The sequence below is a fragment of the Allosediminivita pacifica genome, from assembly GCF_003054175.1.
In the GTDB taxonomy this organism is placed as follows: Bacteria; Pseudomonadota; Alphaproteobacteria; order Rhodobacterales; family Rhodobacteraceae; genus Allosediminivita; species Allosediminivita pacifica.
Genome location: NZ_QBKN01000007.1, coordinates 156,397 through 169,038 on the forward strand (window position 1 = coordinate 156,397; position 12,642 = coordinate 169,038).

13 protein-coding genes are annotated in these 12,642 nt (G+C 67.5%); 6 read left to right on the top strand and 7 right to left on the bottom strand.

Annotated features, from left to right (window positions below):
- Positions 1–64 precede the first annotated feature (64 nt).
- A complete protein-coding gene (locus C8N44_RS07495) occupies positions 65–1,288 on the bottom strand; it encodes a urate hydroxylase PuuD (protein WP_107975566.1) in 1,224 nt (407 codons plus the stop codon).
- 225 nt (positions 1,289–1,513) lie between these two features.
- Here C8N44_RS07495 and C8N44_RS07500 point away from each other — a divergent pair, with 225 nt between their 5' ends.
- On the top strand, positions 1,514–2,410 hold the full coding sequence (locus C8N44_RS07500) for an MBL fold metallo-hydrolase (RefSeq protein WP_107975567.1): 897 nt from the start codon (positions 1,514–1,516) through the stop codon (positions 2,408–2,410).
- 11 nt (positions 2,411–2,421) lie between these two features.
- Complete coding sequence (locus tag C8N44_RS07505) at positions 2,422–2,799, top strand: rhodanese-like domain-containing protein (RefSeq protein WP_107975568.1); 378 nt, start codon at positions 2,422–2,424, stop codon at positions 2,797–2,799.
- 502 nt (positions 2,800–3,301) lie between these two features.
- Here C8N44_RS07505 and C8N44_RS07510 read toward each other — a convergent pair.
- Positions 3,302–4,207 (bottom strand): LysR family transcriptional regulator, encoded by a 906-nt coding sequence (locus tag C8N44_RS07510; RefSeq protein ID WP_107975596.1) that lies wholly within the window; start codon positions 4,205–4,207, stop codon positions 3,302–3,304.
- A gap of 114 nt (positions 4,208–4,321) precedes the next feature.
- On the opposite strand from C8N44_RS07510, the gene C8N44_RS07515 reads away from it, so the two are divergent.
- A complete protein-coding gene (locus tag C8N44_RS07515; RefSeq protein ID WP_107975569.1) occupies positions 4,322–5,179 on the top strand; it encodes an NmrA family NAD(P)-binding protein in 858 nt (285 codons plus the stop codon).
- A 394-nt stretch (positions 5,180–5,573) separates the two neighbouring features.
- Here the strand turns inward: C8N44_RS07515 and C8N44_RS07520 are convergent, their stop codons facing one another.
- The 5 genes from C8N44_RS07520 to C8N44_RS07540 form a co-directional block, all read right to left on the bottom strand.
- A complete protein-coding gene (locus C8N44_RS07520; RefSeq protein WP_107975570.1) occupies positions 5,574–6,968 on the bottom strand; it encodes an aspartate aminotransferase family protein in 1,395 nt (464 codons plus the stop codon).
- 113 nt (positions 6,969–7,081) lie between these two features.
- Positions 7,082–7,702 carry a glycerol-3-phosphate 1-O-acyltransferase PlsY gene (gene plsY / locus C8N44_RS07525; protein ID WP_107975571.1) on the bottom strand — a complete coding sequence of 207 codons (621 nt, stop codon included), beginning with the start codon at positions 7,700–7,702 and terminating at the stop codon, positions 7,082–7,084.
- Positions 7,699–8,982: a dihydroorotase gene (pyrC, locus tag C8N44_RS07530; protein WP_107975572.1), complete on the bottom strand. Its 1,284-nt coding sequence runs from the start codon at positions 8,980–8,982 to the stop codon at positions 7,699–7,701. The genes plsY and pyrC overlap by 4 nt, the downstream gene beginning before the upstream one ends.
- A gap of 34 nt (positions 8,983–9,016) precedes the next feature.
- Entirely contained in the window at positions 9,017–9,556 is a 540-nt protein-coding gene (locus tag C8N44_RS07535; protein WP_107975573.1) for an aspartate carbamoyltransferase catalytic subunit, read from the bottom strand.
- Positions 9,553–10,503: an aspartate carbamoyltransferase catalytic subunit gene (locus tag C8N44_RS07540; protein ID WP_107975574.1), complete on the bottom strand. Its 951-nt coding sequence runs from the start codon at positions 10,501–10,503 to the stop codon at positions 9,553–9,555. The genes C8N44_RS07535 and C8N44_RS07540 overlap by 4 nt, the downstream gene beginning before the upstream one ends.
- Before the next feature lie 127 nt (positions 10,504–10,630).
- Between C8N44_RS07540 and C8N44_RS07545 the strand changes: the two genes are divergently transcribed.
- Genes C8N44_RS07545 through moaB form a run of 3 tightly spaced genes read left to right on the top strand, consistent with a single transcriptional unit; the run spans position 10,631 to position 12,601 of the window.
- On the top strand, positions 10,631–11,437 hold the full coding sequence (locus C8N44_RS07545) for a uracil-DNA glycosylase (RefSeq protein WP_107975575.1): 807 nt from the start codon (positions 10,631–10,633) through the stop codon (positions 11,435–11,437).
- Entirely contained in the window at positions 11,434–12,051 is a 618-nt protein-coding gene (locus tag C8N44_RS07550) for a LysE family translocator (RefSeq protein WP_107975576.1), read from the top strand. The genes C8N44_RS07545 and C8N44_RS07550 overlap by 4 nt, the downstream gene beginning before the upstream one ends.
- Before the next feature lie 10 nt (positions 12,052–12,061).
- On the top strand, positions 12,062–12,601 hold the full coding sequence (moaB, locus tag C8N44_RS07555) for a molybdenum cofactor biosynthesis protein B (RefSeq protein WP_107975577.1): 540 nt from the start codon (positions 12,062–12,064) through the stop codon (positions 12,599–12,601).
- Positions 12,602–12,642: the final 41 nt, after the last annotated feature.

The window sequence follows — 12,642 nt, forward strand, 5'->3', positions numbered from 1 at the left end:
GTCTACGGCCAACGATTCGCAAGCCTCTGGTTCCGTCCGATCTCGCTCACGCACCAGGACTGACTTACCCGCCCGTGGCCGCCGCGTACCAGCGGCGGATCACAGCGCGCTCTTCCTCGGCCATGAACGACAGGTTTGCCGGCGGCATGGCATGGCTCAGTCCCGCCTGAAGATGCACCGCCCGCGCGTTGTCGACCATGTGCCCGGGCGTATCGAGCCGGATGCCCTTGGGCGGCCAGTGCAACCCGTCCCAGACCGGTTCGGCGGCGTGGCACATGGAACACCGCCCCATCAGGATGCTCTGAACCTCGTCAAATCCCGCAGCCTCGGCAAAGCGGTTCCCCTCGAGCGCGGCCTCCTCCTCCTCCTCGGCATCGTAAAGCGGCCAGGTCGACAGCCCCACGATCACGATGAAGATCATCACCGTCACCGCCCAGGTCCACCAGGGCATCCCCTTGCGCGCGTGCATGGTGTTGAAGAAGTGCCGGATCGTCACCCCCATCAGGAAGACGAGGCTCGCGATCACCCAGTTGTAGTCGCTGGCAAAGGCCAGCGGGTAGTGGTTCGACAGCATCAGGAAGATGACCGGCAGCGTCAGGTAGTTGTTGTGCGTGCTGCGCTGCTTGGCGATCTTGCCGTACTTCGGATCGGGCTTCCGCCCCGCCAGCAGGTCGGCCACCACCACCTTCTGGTTGGGGATGATCACCATGAAGACGTTGGCCGACATGATCGTCGCCGTGAACGCCCCCAGGTGCAGCAGCGCCGCGCGCCCCGTGAACACCTGCGTGTAACCCCAGGCCATCACCACCAGCACAGCGAAAAGCGCCACCATCAGCACCGTCTGGTTCGCCTCGACGAAGGTCTTGCAGAGCCAGCTGTAGGCCAGCCACCCCAGCGCCAGCGACGCGACCGAGATCCCCACCGCCTGCCAGACGGCCAGGTCCATGACCTCCGGGTCGATCAGGTAGAACTCCGCGCCCAGGTAATAGACCAGCACCAGCAGCGCAAAGCCCGAAAGCCAGGTCGCGTAGCTCTCCCATTTGAACCAGACAAGATCGTCGGGCATCTTCTCCGGCGCCACGAGGTACTTCTGGATGTGGTAGAACCCGCCCCCGTGCACCTGCCACTCCTCGCCGTCCGCCCCGCTGGGCAGGTTGCGGTCGCGGTGCAGGCCAAGGTCCAGCGCGATGAAATAGAAGCTCGACCCGATCCACGCGATCGCGGTGATGACGTGCAGCCAACGCACGGCAAATTCGGCCCAGGCGCCGAAGGCGGCAAGATCATACATGCGGCAACTCCCTCTCTGGCAGCCTAGCTATAGTGCGCCCAAGCCGGTGTTAAGGCGGCAAAATCTCCGATCCCCGCTCGGCACGCACCTGTTGCGCCCGCGACGCCCTTGAATTGGGCACGTACCCCGGCGAAACCCCATTGCGGGAAACACCCCTTGCACTCGCGTTATATTCCATTACCTGAATGCAAGGAAACCGCGAGACACCGCAGCATGGAGAGTAAGATGTTCACCCGCACCAGCCCGTCGACCGGCAAGGGCTCGCCCGAAGTCACCGGCTTCTACGACCCCGACACCGGATCCATCATGTACGTCGCGACCGACCCCGCGACACGCAAGGCTGCCCTCATCGACGTGGTGCTCGACTTCGATCCCGCCCACGGCCGCACGCGCACCGACAGCGCGCAGGAGGTCCTCGACTTCGTCAAGGCGCAGGGGCTCACCGTGGAATGGGTCCTCGACACCCACCCGCACGCCGACCACATGATGGCTTCCGCCTGGCTCAAGGAACAGACCGGCGCCCCCGCCGCCATCGGCGCAAAGACCCGCGACATCGCCAAGCTCTGGGCCGATTTCTACAACCTCCCCGATGCCTTCGCCGCCGACCGCGACTTCGACCGCCTGTTCGAGGACGGCGAGACCTTCCGCCTCGGCTCGCTCGACGTGCAGGTGATGCTCTCGCCCGGCCACACGCTGGGCTCGATCACCTACGTCATGGGCGATGCCGCCTTCGTGCACGACACCTTCATGCACGTGGACAGCGGCACCTCGCGCGCCGATTTCCCGGGCGGCACGTCCAAGGACCTCTACGCCTCGCTCATGGCGATCCTCGCCCTGCCCGACGACACGCGGCTTTTCGTGGGCCACGACTACCCGCCCGTGGGCGACCGCAAGGACCCCGCGTGGGAGGCCACCGTGGCCGAGCACAAGGCCCACAACAAGCACCTCGGCGGCGGCATCTCCGAGGAGGCCTACTGCAAGCTGCGCGACGACCGCGACGCCACGCTCGCGCTGCCCGACCGCATGCTGCACGCCCTGCAGGTCAACCTGCGCGGCGGTCGCCTGCCCCCTGCCGAAAGCGACGGCAGGTCCTACTTCAAGATTCCCGCCAACCTGTTTTGAGGAGACGCGACATGAAGACGGAAGAAGCCGGAGACTCCATTCTAGAAACCTGGACTGTGGACGAGGTGCAGAAGGCCTTCGACAACCACGAGATCGTGCTGATCGACGTGCGCACCCCGCAGGAGTTCATGTTCGAACACATCGAGGGGTCGCTGCTCATGCCCATGGCCTTCTTCGTGGCCGACGCCCTGCCCGGCCAGGGTGAGAAGCGCATCGTCTTCCACTGCGGCTCCGGCGCGCGGTCGGAAAAGGTGGCCCGCGCCGCGATCGAGGCCGGCATGGCCCGCGTCGCCCACATGGAGGGCGGCTTCGGCGCCTGGAAGGGCGCCGGCAAGCCCTACATCGGCACCAACATGGCCAACGGCGCCCCCCACCGCGTCAACAGCTGAGCCCCCCGGGGTGGGCGCCACGCCCGCCCCACCCGCAACATCTCCCCTCTCCCAAGGGGGGGGGGGAGACCCGTCAATGACGTCCCCCCGAAAAGCCCGCGCAACACATCCCCTCTCCCCCCGGGGGAGAGGGTCAGGGTGAGGGGCAAGGTACGCCCGGGCAACAGGCCAGGGACCTGATTTCCGCGAGGAAGGGCCTGACCGAAGCGCCCGGGAAACACGCTGGGCGCATGTTTTCAACGTCGAGCGGTCGGCGACCCGACGCAGCCGGAATTCATGCGCCCCCACCTGCCCCAACGCGCCACAGCCCTCCCCCTGGCAGGGGGAGGGTTGGGGGGGGGCAACCGCCCGCTCCATTCGCAAGCCTGGCCCCGCTGCGGTGTAGCTTCCCGAACCGGACCTTCGTGACGCCACGCAGCAAAATCGGATGGGCGAAGGTCAGCAGCGGACAAAGTGGTCATTCCCCTTCAGTCGCGATCACGCACTTGATTTGAACCGGCCCCTACCGGCCCGAGGCATCTCGGCAGATCTCCACGAAAGCTCTCAATGCGGCGGAACCGAACCGGCTGGGATAGTAGAGCCGCGGGCCCTCCATGTCGCACCAACGATCAGGCAGGACCGGGACGAGCAATCCGTTGGCGAAGTCCTCCTCCAGCCAGTTGCGGAAGGCCCCGATGATGCCGATCCCGGCCCGGGCATAGGCGCGCCCGGTGTCGAGGGCATCCACACTCAGAACCAGGCGCGTGACCGGCTGGACGGAGATCGTCCCGGCACCGTCACGCAGGGTCCATGGCAGGAAGGGCCCGTCCGGCAGGCGGTAACGGATTGCCTCGTGCAAGGCTAGGTCCTCGGGATCGGCCGGCGTCCCCCTGGCCTCGAGGTATTGGGGGGCTGCCGCAAGGGCGATCTGTTGCGTCCGCGGACCGATCGGGATCGAGACCATGTCCTTCGCCACGAAATCGCCGTAGCGGATGCCGGCATCGCATCCCGCGGCGACGATATCGACAAGACGGTTCTCCACCACGATCTCGGTTTCGACCGCGGGATGCCTGGCAGTCAGTGTGGCGAGGAGCCGGGGCAGGATGTCGGGCATCACCGCCCCTGGAGCATTCAGCTTCAGCCGACCGCGCACGCGGCCCGCCGCATCGGCTATCTCTCCCCGAGCCGCGTCGAGACCGGCCAGATGAGGCGCGATGCGCTCTGCCAGCGCCTGGCCCGCCTCGGTGGTCCGTACGCTGCGAGTGGTCCGGATCAGGAGCGGGACGCCAAGTTCGGTCTCGATCCGGGTGATGGTGGTGCTGACCTTCGATGGCGCCAGGCCAAGGCGGCGCGCAGCCGCGCGGAACCCGCCCTCGCGCACCACCGTGAGGAAGACGCCCAGATCGTCGTGCGAGACACTGTTCTTCACGAAGAACAGGGTATTCGTGAATGGGCCGCTTATCAATCTCTGGGTGAACAGTAGATTGCCCTGTGTTGAAGCATTCAGGGCCCGAACGCGCCTGACCACCACGAGGAGTGAGCCATGTTCATCATCACAGGAGCCACCGGTCAGCTTGGCCGCGGGATCGTCCAGAGCCTGTCGTCCAGCGTTCCGACCGGGCGCATTCGCGCCTGCGTGCGCGATCCGGGGAAAGCGAGGGACCTGGCGGATCTCGGGATCGACGTCCGTCCCTGCGACTTCGCCGAGCCCGATGGCCTTGCCGAGGCCTTCGCCGGCGCGGAGCGGGTCCTGATCGTCTCGGCCGGCACCTTGGGCGAGGAAGGCCTGGCCCTTCACCGTACCGCCATCGCAGCAGCGCGGGAGGCCGCTGCCCATCGCATTCTCTACACGAGCCATATGGGCGCACGGGAGGATTCCCCCTTCGCACCGGCCGCGCAACACTGGGGCACCGAGCGTGACCTGGCGAAGAGCGGCGTGCCCTTCACCGCCCTCCGCCATGGCTTCTACGCCGAGAGCTGCCTGCGGATGATCGGCGACGGACTGAGGGCAGGCGAACTCCGTGTGCCCGAGGACGGCCCGGTGAGCTGGACCGCGCGTGCCGACCTCGCCGAGGCGGATGCGGCGATCCTCGCGTCCGACGAGGCGGGGGACGGCGCCACCCCGCCGCTGACGGCGACCGAGGCGGTCACGATGGCCGAGATCGCCACGATGGCCTCCGAGGTTCTGGGGCACGAGGTTCGTCATACCGTCGTCGCGGACGAGGAGTGGGTCGAGGCGCAGATCGCGGCAGGCGTGCCCAAGATCTACTCCAAGATGCTGCTCGGGACCTTTCGGGCCGCACGCCGGGGCGATTTTGCCGCGACCGATCCAGCGCTCGCAGAGCTGCTCGGGCGAGCCCCGAGATCGATGCGGGATGTGATCGCGGCGGCAGCAGGCTGAGGTGGTCTTCCGTATCTGCTGAGATGGATGGGGTGGTTCCTGCCTCGTTGGAAGCCCGCGAAGGGTTTGGAGCGAGCCATGCACTGCCGCAGAAGGAAGCTGAATTCTGGTTTGCTCTGAACGTCGGCTTCCGTCTTTGCTAGATGTTCGGACCGCCGCTGCGGCGGAGGTCAGCAGTGTCCGCCCTTCAAACGCCCCCCTCCGCTCCCCTCAAGCGGCCGCTTCGGCATGGGCCAGTCCGGCAGCGGCACCCTCTCCGACGAAAAAGGGCAGCGCCTCATGGCACTGCCCGATCCCGGGACAATCCTAAGAAACGGTTAAACCGTCTCTGTAACCCATTGATTCATATAAGCCGCAGGAATGTCCCGGCCCGGGACACCCCAGAGGCCCCCGTTCAGCGGGCTTTCATCAGGCCCTGCGCCTTGAGCTCCTCGTGCGCCTCGTCGAGGCTCTGCCAGGCCCGCTCGATCAGCACGTCGATCTCCTCGCGCGAGATCACCAGCGGCGGCGAGATTATCATCCGGTCGCCCACGTGGCGCATGATCAGGTTGTTGGCAAAGCACCGCTCGCGGGTGATGTAACCGACGGTGCCCGCCTCCGAGGCAAAGGCGGCGCGCGACGCCTTGTCCGGCGTCAGCGCCAGCGAGCCCATCATGCCGACGATCTTCGCCTCGCCCACCAGCGGGTGATCCGTCAGGCTCTCGAAGCGCTCCTTCAGGTAGGGGCCGGTATCACTCGCCACGCGGTCCACCACGCCTTCCTCGTCGAGGATGCGCAGGTTCTCCAGCGCGACGGCACAAGCCACCGGATGGCCCGAATAGGTGTAGCCGTGGTTGAACTCGGTGCCCGAAATGACCGAGGCCACCTCGTCCGACAGGACCGACCCGCCAATCGGCTGGTAGCCCGACGAAAGCCCCTTGGCGATGGTCATGATGTCGGGTCGGATCCCAACGGTTTCCGAGCCGAACCACCTGCCCGTCCGCCCGAAGCCGCAGATTACCTCGTCCGCGATCAGCAGGATGCCGTACTTGTCGACGATCTTCTGCACCTCGGGCCAGTAGGTGTCGGGCGCCACGATCACGCCCCCCGCGCCCTGCACCGGCTCGGCGATGAAGGCCGCGACGTTCTCGGGGCCCAGCTCGAGGATCTTGTCCTCCAGCTGCTTCGCCCGCGCGCGGCCGAAGTCCTCGGGGGTCATGTCGCCGCCCTCGGACCACCAGTCGGGCTGGTCGATATGGGCGATGCCGGGGATCGGCATGCCGCCCTGCGTGTGCATGCCCTTCATGCCGCCCAGGCTCCCCGAGCCGACCGAGGAGCCGTGGTAGGCGTTCCAGCGCGAGATCACCCACTGGCGCTCGGGCTGGCCCTTCTCGGCCCAGTAGGTCCGCACCAGCCGCAGGTTGGTGTCGTTGGCCTCGGACCCGGACGAGGCGAAGAACACGTGGTTCAGGTCCCCCGGCGCCAATTCGGCGATGCGCGCGGCGAGGTTGATCGCCGGTACGTGGGTCGTCTGGAAGAAGGTGTTGTAGTAGGGCAGCTCTTCCATCTGGCGCGCCGCCGCCTGGGCCAGCTCGCGGCGGCCGTAGCCGATGTTGACGCACCACAGCCCCGCCATGGCGTCGAGGATCCGGTTCCCCTCGCTGTCGTTCAGCCAGCAGCCCTCGGCCCGCGTGATGACCCGCGCACCGCGGTCGTTCAGCCCTTGGCCATGGGTAAAGGGATGCATGTGATGGGCCGCGTCGGCGCGCTGCAGTTCGGCCGTGGGGGAATTGGGGGTAAGAATGGTCATCGGCGCCTCCTGTCCGGGGATGGCGGAAAAATATGATCAAATTCTTGACTGTCAATCGACTCGAAGCCTGCCGCCATCGCGACGAGGGACCCGCTGACCTGGTACACCTGCCGTTATTCCGGCCGGTCAGTGTCCTCAGGTTTCGGCTTGCCGCCGATCTTCGGCTCCGTTCCTGCCCTAAGACGGGCGATATTTTCCTTGTGCCGCCAGAAGATGATCGCCGCCAGCGCAAGACACAGGAGAGCGAGGTCGCCCCGCCCGAGTACCAACATCCAGACCGGTGAGGATGCCGCAGCCCCCAACGCGCCCACCGAAGAGATGCGCGAAATGCCAGCGGCCACCAGCCAGGATGCACAGCACAGCAGACCCGCAGGCCAGGCCAGCGCCAGCACCGTCCCGAGGAAGGTCGCCACGCCCTTGCCGCCGAGGAAGCGCAGCCAGACCGGGAAGCAGTGCCCGGCGAAGGCCGCAAGCCCGGCGAGCTGCGGGGCGAGCCCCTCGCCCGCGAAGTGGCGCGCCAGCAGCACCGCGATGGCGCCCTTGAAGGTGTCGAGCAGAAGGGTGGCGAGCGCCGCGGGCTTGTTGCCGGTGCGCAGCACATTGGTGGCGCCGATGTTGCCCGAGCCGATCTTGCGCAGATCGCCCAGCCCCATGGCGCGCGTGATGACGATGCCGAAGGGGATCGAGCCCAGCAGATAGCCTGCCACCGTCCAGAAGATGACCGCGGCGCTCATGCCTCGAACACCCGCGTGCCCGCGACCCAGGTGCCCAGCACCTTGCCTTGCAGGCGGGCGCCATCGAAGGGCGTATTCTTGGACTTCGAGCGCAGCTTGAAGCGGTCGAGGATCAGCGGCTTGTCGGCGTCGAACATCACGAGGTCGGCGGGCGCGCCTTTGGCAAGCCTGCCACTCTCCAGCCCCAGCCGCTTCGCAGGGTTGGCCGACAGCGCCCGGAACAGCACGTTCAGCGAGAGCTCACCCGAGTGGTAGAGCCGCAGCAGAACCGGCAGCATGGTTTCCAGTCCCACGGCTCCAGAGGCGGCCTCTTCGTAGGGCAGGCGCTTGGATTCCTCGTCCTGCGGAGTGTGGAAGCTGCCGATCACGTCGATGAGGCCGCTGCGCACCGCCTCGACCACGTTCTGGCGGTCTTCCTCGGAGCGCAGCGGCGGCTTGACCTTGAAGAAGGTGCGAAAGTCGGCGACGTCGAGTTCGTTCAGCGTCAGGTGGTGCATGGAGATGCCCGCCGTCACGTCGAAGCCGTTGGCCTTGGCGCGTTCCAGGGGCGGCAATGCGCGGGTCGTGGTGATCTGGTCGGCGTGGTAGCGCACGCCCGTCATCTCGACGAGGGCGATGTCGCGGTCGAGGCCCATGCGCTCGGCCATGGGGGACACGCCCGGCAGGCCCCTGAGCGAGGCGAACTTGCCGCTGGTGACGGCGGCGCCGCGGCTCAGGACGGGTTCCTGCGGGTGCGCCATGATCAGCGCGCCGACGCCGCGGGCGTAGGTCATGGCGCGCGACAGCACCTTGGTGTCCTCGACCACGCGGTCGCAGTCGGTAAAGGCAGCGGCGCCCCCGTCCATGAGGAAGCCGATCTCGGTCATTTCCTTGCCCTCGCGGCCCTTGGTGAGGGCGGCCATGGGCAGGACGTTCACCGGCGCAGCCTCGTTGGCGCGGCGGCGGATGAATTCGAGCGTCTCGGGCGTATCAATGGCGGGCGTGGTGTCGGGGCGGGTTACCATCGTGGTCACGCCCCCGGCAGCAGCGGCGAGGCCTGCGGTCTTGAAGCTTTCCTTGTGCCGCTCGCCCGGTTCGCCGACCTTCACGCCCACGTCGACGATGCCCGGCGCGACAAAGGTGCCGGCCGCATCCACGCGGTCCGCGTCATCGACCTGCGGCATGGGCGTATCGAAGACCTGCGCGATGCGGCCGCCCTCGATCAGAAGGGCGCCGGGGGCGGGGCTGTCGGCCTCCGGGTCGATCAGCATGGCGTTGAGGATGAGGGTCTTCTTGGTCATGCAGGGTGTCCCGTGGCCCGGTGGCAGGCGTGTTTCAGAGCAGCGCGTAGGCGATGACGATCAGGATGGCGGCCGCGACGGCTGCGACCAGCAGGCGCAGCATCCGCGAACTGCCGGGCCCGGGCGCCGCCGCCCCGCCACGCAGGCTGCCCTTCGCGCTGTCAGAGCGCAGTTTCGGCCCCGCGCCATGGGCCTTGGTCTCGCCGTAGGTGCCCACGTGGTAGAGCGGCGCCGCGACGGTCAGCGTCTGGCTCGTGTGATCGAAGGCCTGCGCCGGCAGGATCACCACATGCCCTTCAAGCGCGTCGATGTCCCCCTGGGCGGCGCGAAACTCCGGGCCCGTCGCGCCATGCGCCTCGGCCAGGTACTGCGAAAGCGGCATGGAGCCGAGATCGCGGATCGCCACCACCTCGACAAAGGCCGGGCGCAGCTTGCTGGCGCCGAGCGCGTATTGCAGCGGCCATTCGCCGGTGCCCGCCTGGTTGCAGAAGCGATCCACCGCCTCGGGCGGCAGATCCAGATGGAACAGCCGGACGGTGTCCGTCTCCGATCCGTTGATCTCGAGCGTGATCATGCCATCACCTCCGTCGGACGGGCGCGCAGGTTGCGCGCCAGAAGATCCATCGCCGCCATCCGCACCGCCACGCCCATCTCGACCTGGTCCTGGATGACGCTCCGGTTAATGTCGTCCGCCAGCGTGCCGTCGATCTCGACCCCGCGGTTCATCGGCCCCGGGTGCATCACGATGGCGTCGGGCTTGGCGTAGGACAGCTTTTCGGCATCGAGGCCGTAGCGGTGGAAATACTCGCGCTCTGACGGGATGAAGCCGCCGTCCATGCGTTCCTTCTGCAGCCGCAGCATCATCACAACGTCCACGTCCCGAAGGCCCTCTTCCATGGTGTCGTAGACCTCGACCCCGAAGTCCTGAATACCGGAGGGCATCAGCGTCGGCGGACCGACAAGGCGGATGCGGTTTTCCATCTTGTGCAGCAGCAGGATGTTGGAACGCGCCACGCGGCTGTGGGCTATGTCGCCGCAGATCGCGATGTTAAGCCGGTGCAGCCGCCCCTTCGCCCGCCGGATCGTCAGCGCATCCAGCAATGCCTGCGTGGGATGCTCCTGCCGCCCGTCGCCCGCGTTCAGAACCGCGCAGTTCACCTTCTGGCTCAGCAGTTCGACCGCGCCCGAATGCGGGTGGCGCACCACCAGCAGGTCGGGGTGCATGGCGTTGAGCGTCATGGCCGTGTCGATCAGCGTTTCGCCCTTCTTGATCGAACTCGCCTGAAGCGACATGTTCATCACGTCCGCGCCCAGCCGCTTGCCCGCCAGTTCGAAACTGGCCTGCGTGCGAGTGGAATTCTCGAAGAACATGTTGATCTGGGTGAGCCCCGCCAGCGCGTTGGCGTGCTTGTCGCGGCCTCGGTTGAAGCGGGCGTACTGGTCGGCGAGGTCGAGGATTGTGACGATCTCGTCCGGGCGCAGGGGCGCGATGCCCAGTAGGTGGCGGTGATCGAAACGCATCTGGACCTCGGATCGGTGGACGCCTCCGTGTTTACGGAGGGGGCGGTGCGGGGGCAAGGGGCGGGAATGGACATGGCAGGCAAGAACCCGGATGTGCCCGGCCGCGCGGGGCGCTAGGGTGCGGCTCATGGAATCGGAACTCGACTGGCACAGCGCGAAGGCGCTGCTGGAATGGCAGGTTGAACTCGGCGTGGACGAGGCGATGTGCGACGCGCCCGTCGACCGTTTCGCCGAGGCCGAAGCCGCGCGCGCCGCCCAGCAGGCGGTGGCCGAAGCGCCCGCGCAGGGCGCACAGGGCCGTCCCGCTCCGCCGGTGATCGAGAAGGTCGATCCGGTGGCCGAGGCGCGCAAGGCGGCGCAGGCGGCGCCCGACCTGACGGCGCTGGCCGAGGCCATGGCGGCCTTCGAGCACTGCGACCTCAAGCGCGGCGCCCGCAATCTCGTCTTTGCCGACGGCAATCCCGAGGCCCGCGTCATGATCGTGGGCGAGGCGCCGGGTCGCGACGAGGACCTGCAGGGCAAGCCCTTCGTCGGCCGCGCCGGGCGGCTGCTCGACCGGATGTTCGATGCCATCGGCATGGGGCGCGAGGCCGAAGGCGACAAGGCCGTCTACATCACCAACGTCCTGCCTTGGCGGCCGCCGCGCAACCGCGACCCCAAGCCGGACGAGATCGGGATGCTGACGCCCTTCCTGATGCGGCACATCGAGCTGGCCGATCCGGATCTGCTGATCATCATGGGCAACATTTCTTGCGAGGCGCTGCTGGGCAAGCGCGGCATCACGCGCCTGCGCGGCCAGTGGACCGAGGCCGCCGAGCGCCCCGCGCTCCCGATGTTCCACCCCGCCTACCTGCTGCGCCAGCCGCACCTCAAACGCGCCGCCTGGGCCGACCTGCTCGAGGTGCAGGCCAAGCTTCGGAGCCTTGCCCGATGATGGATCCGCTGATCGTGCTGGCCTTCCTGCCCGCCGGGCTGGCGCTGAATCTCACGCCCGGGGCGGATATGATGTTCTGCCTTGCTCAGGGGCTGCGCGGATCGGCGCGCGCCGGCTGGGCTGCCTCGGCTGGGGTCGCGGTGGGCGTCATGGCCCACGTGGCGCTGGCAGCGCTGGGGCTCGGGGCGCTGGTCGCGGCGCATCCGGCGGCCTTCGACGTGATCCGCTGGGCGGGGGCGGCCTATCTGCTGTGGCTGGCCTGGAAGAGCCTGCGCACGCCGCTGACCGGAAGCGAGGCGTGCATCCTGCCGCCACAACAGGCCGCTTTTCAGGGGTTGGTGGTGAACCTTACCAATCCCAAGGTGATCCTCTTCGTGCTGGCGCTGCTGCCGCAGTTCACCAACCCTACCGCCCCGCTCGCCCCGCAGTTCCTGATACTTGGCAGCCTGCTGGCAATGGGTGGCTTCGTCATCAACGGCCTTGTCGGACAGTTCGCCGCGCGGGCCCGCAGCCTGCTGCGCCCGGGCGCGAGGGCCGAGCGCGTGCTGCGCGGCATCTCGGCCACGCTCTTCGGCGGGCTGGCCGTGCGGCTGGTCCTGTCGGGCCGCAACTAGAGGAGAGGCCATGAAGATCGACGAAAGCCGCGAGTTCATCCCCGTCCGCATCGCCGTGCTGACGGTGTCGGACACCCGCACGCCCGAGGACGACCGCTCGGGCGACACGCTGGTGGAACGCCTCGAAGGTGCGGGCCACAGCCTCGCCGCCCGTGCGATCCTGCCCGACGACCGGGACATGATCGCCGCCAAGCTGCGCGAATGGGTGGCCGAGCCGGGCATCGACGTGGTGATTTCCACCGGCGGCACGGGCCTCACGGGGCGCGATGTGACCGTGGAAGCCCATCGAGACGTCTACGAGAAGGAAATCGACGCCTTCGCCACCGTCTTCACGATGGTATCATTTCAGAAGATCGGCACGAGCGCGGTACAGTCCCGCGCAACGGGCGGCGTGGCAGGCGGAACCTACCTGTTTGCCCTTCCCGGCAGCCCCGGGGCCTGCCGCGACGCCTGGGACGACATTCTGGCGCGACAATTCGACTACAGGCACCGTCCGTGCAACTTCGTCGAAATTTTTCCACGTCTGGATGAAAATCGGCGACGGAAGTGACGGGCGCCCCCGTATCATGACCTGAGCCAGGATGATGCGCG